The organism is Streptomyces rimosus, assembly GCF_008704655.1.
Lineage (GTDB): Bacteria > Actinomycetota > Actinomycetes > Streptomycetales > Streptomycetaceae > Streptomyces > Streptomyces rimosus.
The window spans coordinates 6,192,020-6,209,340 of sequence record NZ_CP023688.1 but is presented as its reverse complement, the minus strand read 5'-3'; the positions used below and the strand labels follow the sequence as shown (position 1 = coordinate 6,209,340).

13 protein-coding genes are annotated in these 17,321 nt (G+C 71.9%); 7 read left to right on the top strand and 6 right to left on the bottom strand.

What is annotated here, in order from left to right:
* Positions 1-4 precede the first annotated feature (4 nt).
* Positions 5-814: an Fpg/Nei family DNA glycosylase gene (locus tag CP984_RS26845; RefSeq protein WP_003983750.1), complete on the bottom strand. Its 810-nt coding sequence runs from the start codon at positions 812-814 to the stop codon at positions 5-7.
* Between the two features lie 85 nt (positions 815-899).
* Complete coding sequence (locus CP984_RS26840) at positions 900-1,388, bottom strand: ribose-5-phosphate isomerase (RefSeq protein WP_003983751.1); 489 nt, start codon at positions 1,386-1,388, stop codon at positions 900-902.
* Between the two features lie 204 nt (positions 1,389-1,592).
* Here CP984_RS26840 and CP984_RS26835 point away from each other — a divergent pair, with 204 nt between their 5' ends.
* Positions 1,593-3,095, top strand: a complete 1,503-nt coding sequence (locus tag CP984_RS26835; protein WP_003983752.1) for an amino acid permease — start codon at positions 1,593-1,595, stop codon at positions 3,093-3,095.
* Here the strand turns inward: CP984_RS26835 and CP984_RS26830 are convergent.
* Positions 3,056-4,837 carry a serine/threonine-protein kinase gene (locus tag CP984_RS26830; protein ID WP_003983753.1) on the bottom strand — a complete coding sequence of 594 codons (1,782 nt, stop codon included), beginning with the start codon at positions 4,835-4,837 and terminating at the stop codon, positions 3,056-3,058. The two genes, CP984_RS26835 and CP984_RS26830, sit on opposite strands and share 40 nt — an antisense overlap.
* Positions 4,838-4,934: 97 nt before the next feature.
* Here CP984_RS26830 and CP984_RS26825 point away from each other — a divergent pair, with 97 nt between their 5' ends.
* Positions 4,935-5,657, top strand: coding sequence for a hypothetical protein (locus CP984_RS26825; RefSeq protein ID WP_050498841.1), 723 nt, complete (start codon positions 4,935-4,937; stop codon positions 5,655-5,657).
* A gap of 99 nt (positions 5,658-5,756) precedes the next feature.
* On the opposite strand, the gene CP984_RS26820 is transcribed toward CP984_RS26825, so the two are convergent.
* On the bottom strand, positions 5,757-6,356 hold the full coding sequence (locus tag CP984_RS26820) for a biotin transporter BioY (RefSeq protein ID WP_003983754.1): 600 nt from the start codon (positions 6,354-6,356) through the stop codon (positions 5,757-5,759).
* A gap of 312 nt (positions 6,357-6,668) precedes the next feature.
* Between CP984_RS26820 and CP984_RS26815 the strand changes: the two genes are divergently transcribed.
* From CP984_RS26815 to CP984_RS26805, 3 genes are all read left to right on the top strand, one after another.
* Entirely contained in the window at positions 6,669-8,081 is a 1,413-nt protein-coding gene (locus CP984_RS26815) for an amino acid permease (protein ID WP_003983755.1), read from the top strand.
* 233 nt (positions 8,082-8,314) lie between these two features.
* The gene (locus CP984_RS26810) at positions 8,315-9,820 is read left to right on the top strand and encodes an amino acid permease (protein ID WP_003983756.1); all 1,506 of its coding nucleotides are present in this window, start codon (positions 8,315-8,317) and stop codon (positions 9,818-9,820) included.
* Positions 9,821-10,023: 203 nt separating this feature from the next.
* Positions 10,024-10,665 carry a superoxide dismutase gene (locus tag CP984_RS26805; protein WP_003983757.1) on the top strand — a complete coding sequence of 214 codons (642 nt, stop codon included), beginning with the start codon at positions 10,024-10,026 and terminating at the stop codon, positions 10,663-10,665.
* Positions 10,666-10,851: 186 nt separating this feature from the next.
* Here CP984_RS26805 and CP984_RS26800 read toward each other — a convergent pair whose 3' ends face one another.
* Entirely contained in the window at positions 10,852-11,520 is a 669-nt protein-coding gene (locus tag CP984_RS26800) for a mycothiol-dependent nitroreductase Rv2466c family protein (RefSeq protein WP_003983758.1), read from the bottom strand.
* 122 nt (positions 11,521-11,642) lie between these two features.
* Between CP984_RS26800 and pepN the strand changes: the two genes are divergently transcribed.
* Positions 11,643-14,225 carry an aminopeptidase N gene (gene pepN, locus CP984_RS26795; protein WP_003983759.1) on the top strand — a complete coding sequence of 861 codons (2,583 nt, stop codon included), beginning with the start codon at positions 11,643-11,645 and terminating at the stop codon, positions 14,223-14,225.
* A 215-nt stretch (positions 14,226-14,440) separates the two neighbouring features.
* Positions 14,441-15,487 carry a hypothetical protein gene (locus CP984_RS26790; RefSeq protein WP_003983760.1) on the top strand — a complete coding sequence of 349 codons (1,047 nt, stop codon included), beginning with the start codon at positions 14,441-14,443 and terminating at the stop codon, positions 15,485-15,487.
* A gap of 18 nt (positions 15,488-15,505) precedes the next feature.
* Here CP984_RS26790 and CP984_RS26785 read toward each other — a convergent pair whose 3' ends face one another.
* The gene (locus CP984_RS26785) at positions 15,506-17,248 is read right to left on the bottom strand and encodes a TIGR03767 family metallophosphoesterase (RefSeq protein ID WP_003983761.1); all 1,743 of its coding nucleotides are present in this window, start codon (positions 17,246-17,248) and stop codon (positions 15,506-15,508) included.
* Positions 17,249-17,321 lie beyond the last annotated feature (73 nt).

Genomic DNA, 17,321 nt, shown 5'->3' with positions numbered 1-17,321 from the left:
GGTCTCACTTCGGCTGGCAGGTGGGGCACCAGAAGAGGTTGCGGTTGGCCAGGGGCGCGGTGCGGATCTCGGAGCGGCAGATGTGGCACTCCTGGCGGGCGCGGCGGTAGACGTAGACCTCGCCGCCGTGGTCGTCGACGCGCGGCGGGCGGCCCATGGCCTCGGGGAGGTGCTCGTCGCGCACCGTGTCGATGCGATTGCGCCGGACGCCTTCGCGCATCAGGTCGACCAGGTCCGCCCAGATCGCGTCCCATTCGGACCGCAGCAGATCACGTCCGGCGCGGTACGGGTCGATGTGGTGCCGGAAGAGCACTTCGGCGCGGTAGACGTTGCCGACGCCCGCGATCACCTTCTGGTCCATCAGCAGGGCGGCGACCGACGTACGGCTGCGCGAGATCCGCGCCCAGGCCCGCTCGCCGTCGTCCCCGGGACGCAGCGGATCGGGGCCCAGCCGGTCGTGTATCGCCTGCTTCTCGGCGCCGGTGAGCAGCGCGCAGGTGGTGGGCCCGCGCAGGTCCGCGTAGGCCGTGTCGTTGGCCAGCCGCAGCCGTACGGTGTCGGTGGGCGGCGGCGCGGGGGCGTCGCCGAAGGCCAGCTTGCCGAAGAGGCCGAGGTGGACGTGGACCCAGCCGGTGGGCCCGAAGCCGAGGAAGAGGTGCTTGCCGTGCGCCTCGGCGGTGGTCATGACCTGGCCGTCGATCAGCGCCGCGCTGTCGGAGAACTTGCCCTGGGGGCTGCTCGCCCGGACCGGCGCGCCCTCGAAGCGCGCACGGTGGTCCAGCGCGAGGCGGTGGATCGTGTGCCCCTCGGGCATGGGCCGGTGCCTCCTCGGCGGGTGGTACGGGAACGGACCGCGCCCGCCCGCGCCTTCGGTGGCGCGGGCGGTACGGAAGACGGGCTCAGCCCTGCTGCGGGTGGTGGGCCGGGATCTCCGGGAGCTCGCCGGTGGTCTCGTAGCGGGAGAGCATCTCGATGCGGCGGGTGTGCCGCTCCTCGTTCGAGTACGGCGTGGCCAGGAACACCTCGATGAACTTCGTCGCCTCGTCCTGGGTGTGCATCCGGCCGCCGACCGAGATCACGTTGGCGTTGTTGTGCTCGCGGCCCAGCTTGGCGGTCTCCTCGCTCCAGGCCAGTACCGCCCGTACGCCCTTGACCTTGTTGGCGGCGATCTGCTCGCCGTTGCCCGAACCGCCGATGACGATGCCCAGGCTCTCCGGGTCGGCCGCGGTCCGCTCGGCGGCGCGCAGGCAGAACGGCGGGTAGTCGTCCACGGCGTCGTAGATGTGCGGGCCGCAGTCCACGGGCTCGTGGCCGTGGGCCTTGAGCCACTCGACGAGGTGATTCTTCAGTTCGAAACCGGCATGGTCGGAGCCGAGATACACGCGCATGTGCCGAGTGTTGCACGAGTGTGTGGGCGATCGGGCCCGGGGTAGGTGCCGCCGGGGTTCCCTCCGGTCATACGTGCGGTGTACACGCGATGACATGCGGAAATGAGATCCACACAACGATCCGGATTCAGATCTTCCAAAACGGCCGTTAACGCAGTTCTAATGCGGGGACTCGACACCGAGAACCACAGAAGGACGGTGCACATGGGCGCGCATCCGCCGACCATGAACGCGGGCAAGGCAGCCGGGAACCCCGGCGGCGGCCCCGGCGGAGGCCAGTCTCCCGACGGCCTTCAGGCAGGTCTGAAGAACCGCCATCTGTCGATGATCGCCATCGGCGGCGTGATCGGCGCGGGCCTGTTCGTGGGCTCCGGCGCCGGCATCGCGGCCGCCGGCCCCGGCATCCTGATCTCGTACGCGCTGACCGGCCTGCTGGTCGTCCTGGTGATGCGGATGCTGGGCGAGATGGCCGCCGCCTCCCCCACCTCCGGCTCGTTCTCCGCCTACGCGGACCGGGCGCTGGGCCGCTGGGCGGGCTTCACCATCGGCTGGCTGTACTGGTTCTTCTGGTCGGTCGTGCTGGCCGTCGAGGCGACCGCCGCCGCCTCGATCCTGACCGGCTGGGTCCCCGCCGTCCCGCAGTGGGCGTGGGCGCTGCTGGTGATGATCGTGCTGACCGGCACCAACCTGATCTCCGTCGGGTCCTTCGGCGAGTTCGAGTTCTGGTTCGCCGGCATCAAGGTCGTGGCGATCGTGGTGTTCATCGTGATCGGCGCGCTGGCGATCTTCGGTCTGCCGCCCGGCGACCACGCGGTGGGCATGGCGAACCTGACCGGCCACGGCGGGTTCCTGCCGAACGGGCCCGGCGCGATCCTCTCCGGCATGCTGCTGGTGGTCTTCTCCTTCATGGGCAGCGAGATCGTCACCCTGGCGGCGAGCGAGTCGCCCAACCCGGTGCAGGCCGTCCGCAAGGCCGTCAACAGCGTCATCTGGCGGATCGCGCTCTTCTACATCGGCTCGATCACGGTGATCGTGACGCTGCTGCCGTGGGACGACCCGGCGCTCGACAAGAGCCCGTACGTGGCCGTGCTGAAGTCGCTGGACATCCCGGCGGCCGGCACCGTCATGGACATCGTGGTGCTCACCGCCGTGCTGTCCTGCCTGAACTCCGGCCTGTACACCGCCTCCCGGATGGCGTTCTCGCTCGGTGAGCGGGGCGACGCGCCGAAGTCCTTCGCGCGGGTGAACAAGGGCGGCGTCCCGGCGACCGCCATCTGGGCCTCGGTCGCCTTCGGCTTCGTCGCGACGATCTTCAGCTACACCTCGAAGGACACCGTCTTCGAGTTCCTGCTGAACTCCTCCGGCGCGGTGGCGCTCTTCGTCTGGCTGGTCATCTGCTTCTCGCAGCTGCGGATGCGCAAGGTCATCGAGCGGGAGATGCCGGAGCGGCTGACGGTACGGATGTGGCTGTACCCGTACCTGACGTACGCCACGATCGCGCTGATCCTGTTCGTCATCGGCTACATGTTCTACAACCCCGACGGGCGCAAGCAGATGGTGCTGTCGGTGGTCGCGGCCGTGGTCGTGCTGGCCGTGGGCCTGGTGCTGGACCGCCGCCGCAAGGCCGCGGGCGGTGCGGTGACCGCGGCGGACGGCGGCCCGGCGGATCAGGGGGACGCGCGGAAGGACTCCTTGACCCGGTCGTAGGCGCGCAGGGCGGCGGCCCCGGCGGAATCCAGGTACCAGAGGTTGACCTGATAGGTCCGGTACCCGGTACGGAAGCCGAGCTGCCGCCCATGGGCCGGCCGGCCGTCCCTGAGGTAGGCGAATTCCCACACGACGGCCGGGTGCCCCTGGAAGGTCGTGCGCTCCAGCCGCGTCCTGCGGTAGCCCGGCACATCGTGCTGCTGCGCCTCGTACTGCCGCCAGACGGTCAGCAGATCGCCGCCCGATGACGGGTCCTGGCGCGCCGAGACGAGCGTGGAGCCGTCCTTCGTGCTGTACGTGACGTGGCTGGACGACTCCTCGGTACGGTTCCAGCCCGCGGGCGGAATCCAGCTGAACCCGTTCTCCGTACGGCGGGACCCGGCCGTGGCCGCCGGGCCGCCGGTCGTAGGGGCGGTACTCGCACCGGCCGTGGTGGGACGCCCGGACCCCGCACCGGCACCGCCCGTACCACCGGAATCCGCACCCTGCGCCAGCACGACGACCACCACGACCGCGGCGGCCGATACGGCGACGCCCCCGGCGGCGAGCAGGGCGTGGCCCTTGCGACGGGGGCGGGACGGCGGGGGTGGTGGGGGTGCGGAGGGGGTCTTTACGGGGACGGTCTCCGGGGGTGTCCCGGATTCGGACGGCATCTCGGCGGGCGGCACCTCGGCTTCGGGTGGCTCCTCGGCGTTGGGTGACACCTCGGCTTCAAGCGGCACCTTGGCCTCGGGCCGCACCGCTTCCGCTTCGGGCCGCACCGCTCCCGCTGGTTCCCCCCTCACCCGCTCCCCCGCCTCGGAGCGGTCCGGTGCCGGGTCGGCCACCGTGGGCGTACGGACGTCCACGGCCGCCGCCGCGCTCATCGCCGCCGTCGGGGCCGCCGCCGCGGCCTGCCGTACCAGCGGCTCCAGCCGTGCCTCGACCTCCGCCAGAGTGGGGCGCGCCTCGGGCGCCTTGTTGAACAGGGCGACCAGCACCTCGCGCAGCGGGCCCGCGGCGGGCGGGATCGCGGGCTCCTCGTGCAGCACCGCGTGCAGCGTGGCGAGGGTCGTGGCGCGGGTGAACGGTGACTGGCCCGCCACCGCCGCGCACAGGGTGGCGCCCAGCGACCACAGGTCGGAGGGCGGGCCCTGTTCCTCGCCCGCCACCCGCTCGGGCGCCATGTAGTCCGGCGAGCCGATGAGCATGCCCGCCATGGTGAGGGCGGTGGCGTCCTGCATGGCCGCGATGCCGAAGTCGGTGAGCACCACCGCGCCGCGGTCGTCGATCAGGACGTTGCCGGGCTTGACGTCCCGGTGGAGTACGCCCACCGCGTGCACCTCGCGCAGCGCGCGGGCCAGTCCGGTGCCGACCCGGGCCGCCGCCTCCGGGGTCAGCGGGCCGTCCTGGGCGAGGATCTGTTCCAGGGAGCGGGCCTGGACCAGCTGCATCACGATCCACAGCCGGTCGCCCTCCTCGGCCACGTCGTGCACCCGCACCACGTTGGGATGGTCGATACGGGCGGTGGCGCGGGCCTCGCGCAGGCTGCGCTCGCGCTGCACCACGCTCTCCTCGCCGACGCGTTCGTCGATGCGTATTTCCTTGACCGCGACCCACCGGTCGAGGATTTCGTCGCGGGCGCGCCACACCCGTCCCATTCCGCCGCGGCCGATCAGTTCCAGCAGACGGTAACGGCCGGCCGCCAGCCGGCCGGGTCCCGCCTCGCTCGTATTCCCCACCATGCCCAGCCCCCACAGCACCCGCGGAATCTTGTGGTACCCATCAAATACCTCGGCCGAGGATGCGGAAAAGGGGGGTTCGAGAATGGACACGATCCGAGCGGGAAAAGGTGCGTTCATGATTTCGGCGGCGGCCGCCGCGCTGACGCTGGCGGCCGGTCCGGCGGCCCTGGCGGCCGATCCGGCGCCCGGCAGCAGCGCGGGCGGAAAGGCCGGTTCCGCAGCGCCGGCCGGCTATCGGGTGACCACCGAGCTGCCGGAGCGGATTTCGGTGCAGACCGCGACCGGCGCGACCACGCTGACCGCCAAGGTCACCAACAAGGGCGGCAAGGACACCGGCGCGATCCGGCTGACGGTGGCCGGATTCCAGGGGCTGACGGTGAAGAATGTGGCCGGGTGCACGAAGGTGCCCGAGGGGCAGTTGCCAGCGAGCGCGAACAGCGCGTATTCGTGTGCCATCAGTTCCCTGGCGAGCGGTAAGAGCCGTACGTTCGACGTCACCGCGCATTTCGATCTGAAAAAGCAGGGGCAGATCTGTCTGCCGGTGACACTGGGAAACTCGGACACGGTGCTGTGGCAGCAGGGACCGGTGAATTTCGGCACGCGTCATCCGGTGTCGGACGCGCCGGACACCCCGCTGATGCTGAACACGGCGAACGTACCGGCCGGTTCGGCGACCAGCACCCCGGCGCCGTCGGAGTCCGGTTCCGCGGCGCCCGGTGAGCGGCTGCCGCAGACGGGCGCTCCCTCGGTGCTGCCGCTGGCGGGCGCCGCCGCGGCGCTGCTGGTCCTCGGGGGGACCGGGGTATGGATCACCACCCGTCGGCAGAGCCGCAGGTGAGGGGTTGGAACCGGACGGGCACGGAACGCGGACGGGCCCCGCGCCGCCACGCGAGGTGGTGGTGCGGGGCCCGGTCCGTACGGCGCGGGGCGCGCGGGGTCAGCCGCGGCGGCCGAGCAGCTTCCACGCGGTGGGCAGCGCGCCCATCGCCAGCGCGGCCTTGAGGGCGTCGCCGATCAGGAACGGGACGAGACCGGCCGCGACGGCCTGGCCGAACGGCATGCCGGTGCTCAGCGCGAGGAAGGGGACGCCGACCGCGTAGATCAGGGCCGTGCCGACGGCCATCGTGCCGACGGTGCGCAGCGGGCCGCGATCGCCGCCGCGGCGGGCCAGCGCGCCGACCGCGGTGGCGGCGAGGAGCATGCCGAGGACGTAACCGAAGGTCGCGCCGCCCGCGCCGGAGGCACCGTTCGCGAACCAGGGCAGGCCCGCCATGCCGAGCAGCGCGTACAGGCCGAGCGACAGGAAGCCGCGGCCCGCGCCGAGCGAGGCGCCGACGAGCAGCGCGGCGAAGGTCTGGCCGGTGACCGGGACCGGGGAGCCGGGGACCGGGAGGGCGATCTGCGCGGCGATGCCGGTGAGCGCGGCGCCGCCGGCGATCAGCGCGGCGTCGCGGGCACGGGCGCGGGTGGCGCCGGCGGCGGGCAGCAGATCGGCCAGGACCGCACCGGGCCTGGTGGTTGCGTCGGCAGTGCTCATCGGGAACTCCGCGGGTGTGAGTCGGGCGGGGACAGTCCGGGGACGCGTTGACGTTAGTCCAGCGCCCCTCGGCCGATCATCGTGTGGCGGCGACAAAGGCGCAATGGTCTCCTTGGAGAGTTCCGAACATCGCCCGGACCCTTGGGGCGTACCGGCCCGTCGGCGGTCTTCGCAGGTCACGTGATGCTCATCACGGAAGGCGCCACGGACGGGCGCGCATTTTGTGGTAGCGCGCGACGGGCGGGGAAACTGGGGGAACGACGCGGGGCCCTGTGGAGTTCCCCCAAAGACCTTTTGCGAGAGTACGAGCCCATGCACGACGCACCCACCGCCGCAGGAACGCCGCCGCTCAGCGATGGCGGCGGGGGGCGCGAGCCGCTGTCCGCCGGGCTCAAACAGCGCCATCTGACCATGCTCGGGCTGGGCGGGGTGATCGGCGCGGGCCTGTTCGTGGGCTCCGGCGCCGGGATCGCGGTGGCCGGGCCCGGCATCGTGCTGTCGTATCTGATCGCGGGCGCGCTGGCCATGCTGATCATGCGGATGCTGGGCGAGATGTCCTCGGCGATGCCCGCTTCGGGCGCCTTCTCGGTGCACGCGGAGCGCGCGCTCGGCCGCTGGGCGGGCTTCAGCGTGGGGTGGCTGTACTGGTTCCTGCTGGTGGTGGTGCTGGCGGTGGAGGCCACCGGCGCGGCGCAGATCGCCAACGGGTGGGTGCCGGCGGTCCCCCAGTGGGGCTGGGTGCTGATCTTCATGCTGGTGTTCACGGCGGCCAACCTCACCGCGGTCAAGAGCTTCGGCGAGTTCGAGTTCTGGTTCGCGACGCTGAAGGTCGCCGCGATCGTGCTGTTCCTGGTGCTCAGCCTGCTCGCGATCTTCGGCGTGCTGCCGGACACCGACCCGGTCGGGCTGAGCAACCTCACCGGGCAGGGCGGCTTCCTGCCCAACGGCTGGCAGGGCGTGGTCTCCGGCGTCCTCGCCGTGGCCTTCGCCTTCGGCGGCCTGGAGGTCGTCACCATCGCCGCGGCCGAGTCCGACGACCCGGCGCGCAACGTGGCGCGCGCGGTGCGCAGCGCGGTGTGGCGCATCCTCTTCTTCTACGTGGGCTCGATGCTGGTCGTGGTGACCCTGCTGCCCTGGTCGTCGATGCAGCCGGGCAAGAGCCCGTACGTGGCGGTGCTGGACAGCATCGGCGTGCCGGGCGCGGGCCAGATCATGAACGTCGTCGTCTTCGTGGCGCTGCTGTCGGCGCTCAACGCCAACCTCTACGGCTCGTCGCGGATGGTCTTCTCGCTGGCCGAGCGGGGCGAGGCGCCGCGTTCGCTGCTGAAGGTGACGGCGGGCGGGGTGCCGCGCCGGGCGGTGCTGTCGTCGGTGGCGTTCGGTTTCGTCTCCGTACTGCTGAATCTGCTGTGGCCGGACACCGTCTTCCTCTACATGCTCAATTCGGTCGGCGCGGTGCTGCTGTTCGTCTGGGGCCTGATCGCGGTGTCGCAGCTGCGGCTGCGGCGGCAGCTGGAGCGCACGGCGCCGGAGAAGCTGACGCTGCGCATGTGGGCGTTCCCGTATCTGACCTGGACGGCGCTGGCGGCCATGGCGGCGGTGCTGGTGCTGATGCTGACCGACGACGGGGCGCGGCCGCAGCTGCTGTGGTCGGCCGCCGCGACCGGTGCGGTGCTGGTGGTCGCGGGCGTACGGGAGCTGCGGGCGCGGCGGTCCGGCGGCTGACCGCGCCGCGCGCGCCGGGAGCGGGCGGACGGCCGGAACCGGTCGCCCCACTTCCGCTCCGACTCACCCAGGGTCACGTGTCACAACGGTGTGAATGCGGCCGGTCACGATCTCGTCTGAATACCGAACAACTGCTGCACGACTGTTGCCCTCAGCGGACACGGACACTCAAACTGAGCGCGTTTTCCGTCGATCGTCTCGCTCCGCTCTCACTTAATGGGACAGGTACGACCATGAATCGGACACCTTCGTCCACCACGCCCGAGCGCGAGCGGACCGGCCGGGTCCCGGGCGCCGAGCGGTCCCCGGACGGCACCGGACCGGCACCGGCGGGCCCGGACGCCGCCCCGCCGCTGTCCAACGGGCTCAAGCAGCGGCATCTGTCGATGATCGCCCTCGGCGGCGTGATCGGCGCCGGGCTGTTCGTCGGCTCCAAGGAGGGCATCGCGGCGGCCGGCCCCTCCATCGTCCTCGCCTACGCCGTCTCCGGCTGCCTGGTCATGCTGGTGATGCGGATGCTCGGCGAGATGGCGGCGGCGAGCCCGGCCTCCGGCTCGTTCTCCGTGCACGCCGGGCGCTCGATCGGCCCGTGGGCGGGGTTCACGACGGGCTGGATGTTCACCGCGCAGCTGTGCGTGGCGGTGGCCGCCGAGGCGATCGGCGCCGCCGGGATCATGACCGGCTGGTTCCCGGACACGCAGCCCTGGATGTGGGTGCTGCTGTTCATGGTGGTCTTCTGCGGGGCCAACCTGGCGGCGGTCAGCAACTTCGGCGAGTTCGAGTTCTGGTTCGCGGCGCTGAAGATCACCGCGATCGGCATCTTCCTCGTCCTCGGCCTGCTCGCCATCTTCGGCGTGCTGCCCGGTACGTCGGCGCCCGGCGCGGCCCATCTGACCGGCGACGGCGGGTTCCTGCCCAACGGTTCGGACGGCCTGGTGATCGGCCTGCTGGCCTCCGTCTTCGCGTACGGCGGGCTGGAGACCGTGACGATCGCGGCGGCCGAGTCCAAGGACCCGGTGCGCGGCGTGGCGCGGGCCGTGCGCACCGCGATGTGGCGCATCGCGCTGTTCTACGTCGGCTCGATGGCGGTCATCGTGACCGTCATCCCCTGGAACAACGCGGACATCGCCAAGAACGGCCCGTACGTCGCGGTCCTGGACTACCTGCACATCCCGGCGGCCGGACAGATCATGAACGTGGTCATCCTGATCGCGCTGCTGTCCGCGATGAACGCCAACATCTACGGCTCCTCCCGGATGGCGCACTCCCTGTCCGCCCGCGGCCAGGGCCCGCGCTTCCTGCGCACGGTCAGCGGCGGCGTGCCGCGCCGCGCGGTGGTCCTCTGCTCGGCCTTCGGCTTCCTCGCGGTGCTGTTCAGCTACTGGTGGCCGGAGACCGTCTTCCAGTGGCTGCTGAACATGGTGGGCGCGGCGATCCTCGTCGTGTGGGGCTTCATCGCCGTGGCGCAGCTGCGGATGCGCCGCCGGCTGGAGCGCGAGACGCCGGAGAAGCTGGTGGTGCGGATGTGGCTCTTCCCCGCGCTGACGTGGGTGGCGCTGGCCGGTGTGGTGGCGGTGCTGGTGCTGATGCTGCGGGACGAGAACCAGCGCATGCAGCTGTACTTCACCGGCGGGTTCGGTGTGGTGCTCGTCGTCATCGGTCTGATCCGGCAGCGAATGGCGGGTCAAAAGACGGCCGAACAGGATCTGTCGGCCGTCACCTCGCAGAATTCCCGCTAGTTCCCACTAGTTCGGTAAGGCTTACCTCACTCAATAGCGCGGCCCTTTTCGGAGGCGGCGCCGGACCTCGGACCGAGGTCGGGCGCCGCCTCCTTCTTTTGGCCCAGACCCCTCCCCACGGCCGGTTCGTGATCACTCATGCTGATAACGTGCAGATGCAAGTCGGTTGCAATTAAAGGTCGTAAGCAGCTGGAGGGCTCGACATGGCCACGTACACACTTCCGGAACTTCCGTACGACTACTCGGCGCTCGCGCCCGTCATCAGCCCCGAGATCATCGAGCTGCACCACGACAAGCACCACGCGGCGTACGTCAAGGGCGCCAACGACACCCTGGAGCAGCTCGCCGAGGCGCGCGACAAGGATCAGTGGGGCTCGATCAACGGCCTGGAGAAGAACCTCGCGTTCCACCTCTCCGGCCACATCCTGCACAGCATCTACTGGCACAACATGACCGGCGACGGCGGCGGCGAGCCGCTGGAGAAGGACGGCGTCGGCGAGCTGGCGGACGCCATCGCGGAGAACTTCGGCTCGTTCGCCAAGTTCAAGGCCCAGCTGTCCAAGGCGGCCGCCACCACGCAGGGCTCCGGCTGGGGCGTGCTCGCCTACGAGCCGGTCACCGGCCGCCTCATCGTCGAGCAGATCTACGACCACCAGGGCAACGTCGGCCAGGGCTCGGTCCCGATCCTGGTCTTCGACGCCTGGGAGCACGCCTTCTACCTCCAGTACAAGAACCAGAAGGTGGACTTCATCGAGGCGATGTGGAACGTCGTCAACTGGCAGGACGTGGCCAAGCGCTACACCGCCGCCAAGGAGCGCGCCAACAACCTGCTGCTCGCCCCGTAAGCGGCACGCGCCGCCCGGCGCCGCCAGACGTCCTGCCTCGTGATCGTCTTCTCAACCTTCACCCGGCAGGCGGATGAAGGGAAGGCCCCCGTGAGGACGTGACTCGCGGGGGCCTTTCTGTGCGTCGGCGGCGTGCCGGGCCGACTCGGTCCACGGCGGCGTGACGGCCGACGCGCGCGCCGTGCCTCAGCCGAACTCCGGCCCCCGCGTCCGCGTCCGCGTCCGCTTGATCTCGTAGAAGCCGGGGATGGAGGCGACCATCAGGGTGCCGTCCCACAGCTGGGCGGCCTGCTCGCCCTTGGGGGCGGGGGTGACGACCGGGCCGAAGAAGGCGATCTGCTCGCCGTCGGGACCGGGGACCGCGATGACCGGGGTGCCCACCTCCTGGCCCACCAGCTCGATGCCCGCCTTGTGGGAGGCGCGCAGCTCCGTGTCGTACGTGTCGGTGTCGGCCGCGTCGGCCAGGGACGCGGGCAGGCCGGCCTCCTCCAGGGCGGCGGCGATCGTCTCCTTGGTGCGCGGCAGGCCCTGGTTGTGGAAGCGGGTGCCGAGCGCGGTGTAGAGGCGGGCGAGGACCTCGGGCCCGTACTGCTGCTCGGCCGCGATGCACACCCGTACCGGGCCCCACACCACCCCGCCGGGGCGGTTCTTCTCGCGGTACTCCTCGGGCAGTTCGTCGAGCTTGTCCTCGTTCAACACGCCCAGGCTCATCACGTGCCAGCGCACCTCCACGGGGCGCACCTTCTCCACCTCCAGCATCCAGCGGGAGGTCAGCCAGGCCCACGGGCAGGACGGGTCGAACCAGAAGTCGGCCGGGACCCTGGCGGTCCCGGCGGCTGCGGCGGTCTCGGTCACGGTGACTCCTCGGGCGTTCGCTTCGGTGGCCGATCGGCGGATCGGTGACCGCTTCAACCGGTGCCCGGCGTGCCATGATTCCCCGTGTTCGATATACGAGACGAGGACGAGGGAGTCACGTCGTGCCCGGTGAGAATCTGACCCGAGACGAGGCCCGGGAACGGGCCGCACTGCTGCGCGTCGAAGGGTACGACGTGGCGCTGGACCTGCGGTCGGCCGTCGGGGAGGGCGAGGCCGCGCGGACCTTCCGCTCGCGTACCACCGTCCGCTTCACCTGCGCCGAGCCCGGCGCCGCGAGCTTCGCCGACCTCGTGGCGCCGTCGGTCACCGCCGTCACCCTCAACGGCCGCGCACTGGACCCGGCCGACGTCTTCGACGGCACCCGGATCGCCCTGGCGGACCTGGCGGCGGAGAACACGCTGGTGGTGGACGCCCGGTGCGCGTACAGCCGCACCGGTGAGGGCCTGCACCGCTTCGTCGACCCCGAGGACGGCGAGGTCTACCTCTACACGCAGTACGAGCCCGCCGACGCCCGCCGGGTGTTCGCGAACTTCGAGCAGCCCGACCTGAAGGCGCCGTTCCGCTTCGAGGTGACCGCGCCCGACGGCTGGGTGGTGCTCAGCAACGGCGCGCAGGTGGGCGAGCCGGAGGCGGGTACGTACCGCTTCGCCGGGACGCGGCCGATCTCCACGTACATCACGGCCGTCGTCGCGGGCCCGTACCACTACGTCTCGGACACCTACCGGCGCACCCTCGACGACGGCACCAAGCTGGAGATCCCGCTCGGCGCGCTGTGCCGCAAGGGGCTGGCGCGGCACTTCGACCCCGAGGACATCTTCACCGTCACCAAGCAGGGCCTGGACTTCTTCCACGACCACTTCGACTATCCGTACCCGTTCGGGAAGTACGACCAGGCGTTCGTGCCCGAGTACAACATCGGCGCGATGGAGAACCCGGGCTGTGTCACCTTCCGCGAGGAGTTCGTCTTCCGCGGCAAGGTGACCGAGGCGTCCTACGAGCGCCGCGCCAACGTCATCCTCCACGAGATGGCGCACATGTGGTTCGGCGACCTGGTCACCATGCAGTGGTGGGACGACCTGTGGCTCAAGGAGTCGTTCGCCGACTTCATGGGCGCGCTGTCGCTGGTGGAGGCGACCCGCTTCACCAACGGCTGGATCACCTTCGCCAACGGCCGCAAGGCCTGGGCGTACCGCGCCGACCAGCTGCCGTCCACCCACCCGGTCACGGCCGACATCCGCGACCTGGAGGACGCCAAGCTCAACTTCGACGGCATCACGTACGCCAAGGGCGCGGCCGTCCTCAAGCAGCTGGTGGCGTACGTGGGGCGGGACGCGTTCCTGGAGGGCGCGCGGCGCTACTTCAAGCGCCACGCGTACGGCAACACGCGCCTGGCCGACCTGCTGTCCGTCCTGGAGGAGACCTCGGGCCGCGACCTGGCCACCTGGTCGCGCGCCTGGCTGGAGACGGCCGGCGTCAACGCGCTGACCCCGCAGGTCACCTACGACGCCGAGGGCCGCATCACCGAACTGAGCATCCAGCAGGAGGCGGCGGCCGGGCACCCCGAACTGCGTCCGCACCGGGTGGCCGTGGGCCTGTACCGGCGGGAGGACGCGGACGGCGCGCTGGTGCGCTACGCCCGCGCCGAACTGGACATCTCGGGCCCGCGCACCGTCGTCACCGAGCTGACCGGCGCCGACCGCCCGGAACTGATCCTGGTCAACGACGACGACCTGACGTACTGCAAGGTCCGTTTCGACGAGCGGTCGCTGGCCACGCTGCGCGGCCACCTCGGCGAGATCACCGATCCGCTGTCGCGCGCGCTGTGCTGGTCCGCGGTGTGGGGCCTGACCCGCGACGGCCTGATGCCCGCCCGCGACTACCTCGCGCTGGTGCTCGCCTTCGCGGGCCGCGAGTCGGACATCGGCGTGCTCCAGACGCTGCACGCGCAGGCCCGCTACGCCCTCACCCACTACGCGGCGGCCGACCACCGCGACCTGGCCGCGCAGGAGCTGGCGCAGGGCGCGCTGCACGAACTGCGGCTGGCCGAGCCGGGCAGCGGCCACCAGCTCTCCTGGGCGCGGTTCTTCGCCTCGGTTGCCACCACGGCGGCCGACCTCCAGCTGCTCCAGGGCCTGCTGGACGGTACGGCGCGGATCGACGGCCTGGACGTGGACCAGGAGCTGCGCTGGACGTTCCTGGAGCCGCTGGCCGCGCACGACGCCGTCGGCGAGGCGGCGCTCGACGCCGAACTGCGGCGCGACGACACCGCCTCCGGCCGCCGCCACCACGTCCGCTGCCTGGCCGCCCGCCCCTCGCCCGAGGTCAAGGCACGGGCCTGGGCGGACGTGGTGGAGTCCGACGCGCTGTCCAACGCCCTGGTCGAGGCGACGATCTCCGGCTGCGTACAGGCGAACCAGCGGGAGCTGCTGGCCCCGTACGCGCCCAAGTACTTCGCCGCCATCGAGCGCGTGTGGCGGGAGCGGTCGATCGAGATCGGCATGGCCGTGGTGCGGGGGCTGTTCCCCATGCTCCAGGGCGACCGGGAGACGCTGGAGGCGGCGGACGCGTGGCTGACGGGCCACCCGTCGGCGCCGCCCGCGCTGCGGCGGCTGGTGTCGGAGGCGCGGGACGACCTGGCGCGGGCGCTGCGGGCGCAGACCTGCGACGCGCAGGCCGCGCGGTAGGTCCTGCCGCCGAAATCCCGCCCGGCGGCCGGCCGGTGTGCGCACCCGTACCCTCGTACGACTGACCGGGTGCGCACCCCGGCGCTCGCCGACTCGGGCCGAACCTGCCATTTTCGGCGATCGAACGCCCGTACTTTAGGACGGCGTCGTCCGGGTTTGTCGACGGGCGTGTAACAGGCGTTAGGAGGCGGGACGGGGGCGGGAATGGGCCGGGCATGAACCACACTTCCCCTGGCTCCGGCGGGGAGTCACCCACCCCGCTCTCCCCCCTTCCGCTGCACAGCCGTCCCGGCGCCGGGCCACGCGTCCTGACCACCCGCCAGCTGCGCGAGCACGGCGTCGACACGTCGGAGACGGCCGAGCGGTGTCGCCCCGGTGGCCCCTGGCAGCAGGTGCTGCCGGGCGTGCACCTGCTCCACCCCGGGCCGCCCACCAGCGAGGAGCGGCTGCACGCGGTGCTGCTGTACGCGGCGAACCGGCAGCCCGCCGTCCCCGCGCAGGGCGGCACCGCGACCGAAGGCGGGCCGATGATCACCGGGCTGGCGGCGCTGGCCCTGCACCGCTTCTCGTCCGCTCCCCCGCTGCTGTCCCTGGACCGGATCGAGGTCCTGGTGCCGCGCACCCGGCGGCTGCGCACCATCGGCTTCGCGCGCGTCGTCCGGGCGCAGGTCATGCCGCGCCCGCAGCAGATCACCGGCGTGCCGGTCGCCCCCGTGCCCCGCGCGCTGGCGGACGCCGTCGGCGCGCTCACCGACGCCTGTACGGTACGGCGGCTGCTGACCGAGGCGGTGCGCGGCGGCCACTGCGAAGCCACCGCGGTGGTGCGCGAATTCTCCCAGGCCCGGCTGCTGAACCAGCCGCACGTGGTGGACGCGGTGGACGCGCTGCTGGCCGAGGGCCGCGCGCTGGCCGAGGGCCGGCTCTACGAGCTGGTGCGGGAGTACGGCCTGCCGGACCCGCTGTGGAACGTGGAGCTGCGGCTGCCCGGCGGCCCCCACCTGGGCGGGGTGGACGCGTACTGGCCCGAGCAGGCGGTGGCCGTGGAGATCGACGCGCGGGCGCCGCGCCAGGACGAGGACGCGCTCTGGTCCGAGTACGCCCGCAAGCGCGAGCACCTGGAGCGGCTGGGCATCACGGTCGTCCACGTCACCCCGCGCACCCTGCGCGACGCCCCGGAGCAGCAGGCGGCGGTGGTCCGTACGGCCCTGATGGCGGCGGACGACGAGGACCCGGGCACGTACGTGGTGGTGCTGCCGCGCTGACCCCGGCGGCTGCGCCCGTCAGTGCCGCTTCAGCAGCAGCTCGGTGTTGCGGTCACCGGGGCCGCCGGACAGATCGCTCCGGGCTCCCGGCGCGTTGCAGGACAGTTCGCGGTAGAGCGCGGCCAGACCCCGCTGCGAAAGGTCGCCGAAGTCCGTACGGGACGGCGCGCCCGACTCGACGAGCGTGGTGAACAGGGACAGCGTGCCGTCGCGGTTGTCCGTCACCTCCACGACCCGGGCCAGCTGCGGGAAGTCGACGTGCGAGGCGGTGGTGACCTCCCAGAACGTGCCGTGCGGGGTGATCTGGTTGCGGTGGCTGTGGCCGTTGATCCACGCCCGTACGTTGCGGTGCCGGGAGAGCAGCGCGACCAGCTCGGCCCCGCTGTGCCGCCGCTCGGCCGGGTGGGCCGGGTCGGGCACGGTGTTGTCCATCGACGTACTGGTGTGGTGGCTGAAGACGAGGACGTGCTCGTACGGGTGGGCCCGCAGCGTGCGGTCGAGCCAGCGCAGCTGTCCGGAGCCGAGCGAGCCGGTGTGGTGGCCGCCGGGGTCGGTGGTGTCGAGGCTGACGCCCACCACGTCCTCCGCGATGCGGAAGCTGTAGTACAGCCGGTCCGCGTCGAGGTCGGCCGCCGTATAGCCGTGGCCGTGCGGCCCCGGGCCGGTGTAGCGGGGGGCCAGGTGCGCGCGCAGATAGCCGGCGCGGGTGAAGGGGACGCGGCGCTCGTCCGGGGTGACCGAGCGCGCCCGCCTCCCGTGCGCCTTCAGCAGGTCGGCGAATTCCCGCCGCCCGGGGCCCGGGCCGCCGAGTACCGCGAGGTAGGCGCGGATCGCCTCGTCGGCGGGCAGCAGTTCCAGCTTGCGCCCGCCGGTGGCGATCTCGGCCAGGAACGGGTCGTCGGGGGTGCAGCAGCCGCCGGGCAGCGAGTCGTGGTTGCCGACGGTCGAGTACCAGGGCAGGCGCAGCCCCGGGCTGGTGACCGTGCGGGTCGCCGCCTCCAGGAAACCGGGCACGCCGGGAAAGCCGCGGATCTTGTCGGCGTCGCGCAGGTCGCTGTCCGGCTGCCAGTAGAGGGGGTGGTTGCTGTTCTGGACCCCTTCGTAGTGCCGGGGGTCGCCGGAGTTGGGGGTGATCCGGCCGCCGCTCATCGCGGTGAGGAACCAGTCCAGTTCGATGCTGGAGTTGTTGTCGGTGTTGTCGCCGGTGGTCATCGCGAAGGACAGCGGCGCGCCGGTGGCGGGCCCGCCGGGCAGGCTGTTGACGCGTTCGACGAGGGAGACCGCGCCCGCGACGGACAGTGCCTCCTGCGGACGCCAGGCACCGGCCGCCCGCACCCGCAGGTATTCGTGGCGCAGCGGATTCTGCACGTCGACCAGGTGGAGGTCGGTGAACTGCACGAAGGAGGCCAGTACGGTACGCCGGTCGTCCCGGCCGGGGCGCGCGGCGGCGAGTTCGGCGCGTACGACGCGGTCCCAGCCGGGGCCCTCGGCGAGTCTGCGGTATCCGGCGGCGCCGCGCGGAGTGGCCACCGTGGCGAGGGTGGTGCCCTCGGCGTACGGCACCCGGGGAACGGGTGGCGCGACGACCGGTTCCGGGGCGACGAGGGGCGGGGCGAACCGGTCCGGCGCGGCGGTCGGGGCGGCGCCGGTCCCGTACGCGAGCGCGAGGGCGGTGGTGGCGCCGACGGCGCCGGCGGCGGTGAGAAAGGCCCGGCGATCCAGGCCGGTTACGGAGGGGGCGGCGGACCGTGTACGGGGCATGCGCGAGCTCCCTGGTACGGACGGGCAGCGGCGGGGGCAGCGCGGAAAGCCCGCAACTGCCCCCTCACCAGGG

What these genes read in the sequence shown, in the direction of transcription:
- CP984_RS26820 (WP_003983754.1), bottom strand. Translation starts at nt 6,356, where the DNA reads ATGAGCACTGCCGACGCAACCACCAGGCCCGGTGCGGTCCTGGCCGAT.
- CP984_RS26805 (WP_003983757.1), top strand. Translation starts at nt 10,024, where the DNA reads ATGGCCACGTACACACTTCCGGAACTTCCGTACGACTACTCGGCGCTC.
- CP984_RS26785 (WP_003983761.1), bottom strand. Translation starts at nt 17,248, where the DNA reads ATGCCCCGTACACGGTCCGCCGCCCCCTCCGTAACCGGCCTGGATCGC.
- CP984_RS26845 (WP_003983750.1), bottom strand. Translation starts at nt 814, where the DNA reads ATGCCCGAGGGGCACACGATCCACCGCCTCGCGCTGGACCACCGTGCG.
- CP984_RS26815 (WP_003983755.1), top strand. Translation starts at nt 6,669, where the DNA reads ATGCACGACGCACCCACCGCCGCAGGAACGCCGCCGCTCAGCGATGGC.
- CP984_RS26810 (WP_003983756.1), top strand. Translation starts at nt 8,315, where the DNA reads ATGAATCGGACACCTTCGTCCACCACGCCCGAGCGCGAGCGGACCGGC.
- CP984_RS26840 (WP_003983751.1), bottom strand. Translation starts at nt 1,388, where the DNA reads ATGCGCGTGTATCTCGGCTCCGACCATGCCGGTTTCGAACTGAAGAAT.
- CP984_RS26825 (WP_050498841.1), top strand. Translation starts at nt 4,935, where the DNA reads ATGATTTCGGCGGCGGCCGCCGCGCTGACGCTGGCGGCCGGTCCGGCG.
- CP984_RS26790 (WP_003983760.1), top strand. Translation starts at nt 14,441, where the DNA reads ATGAACCACACTTCCCCTGGCTCCGGCGGGGAGTCACCCACCCCGCTC.
- CP984_RS26835 (WP_003983752.1), top strand. Translation starts at nt 1,593, where the DNA reads ATGGGCGCGCATCCGCCGACCATGAACGCGGGCAAGGCAGCCGGGAAC.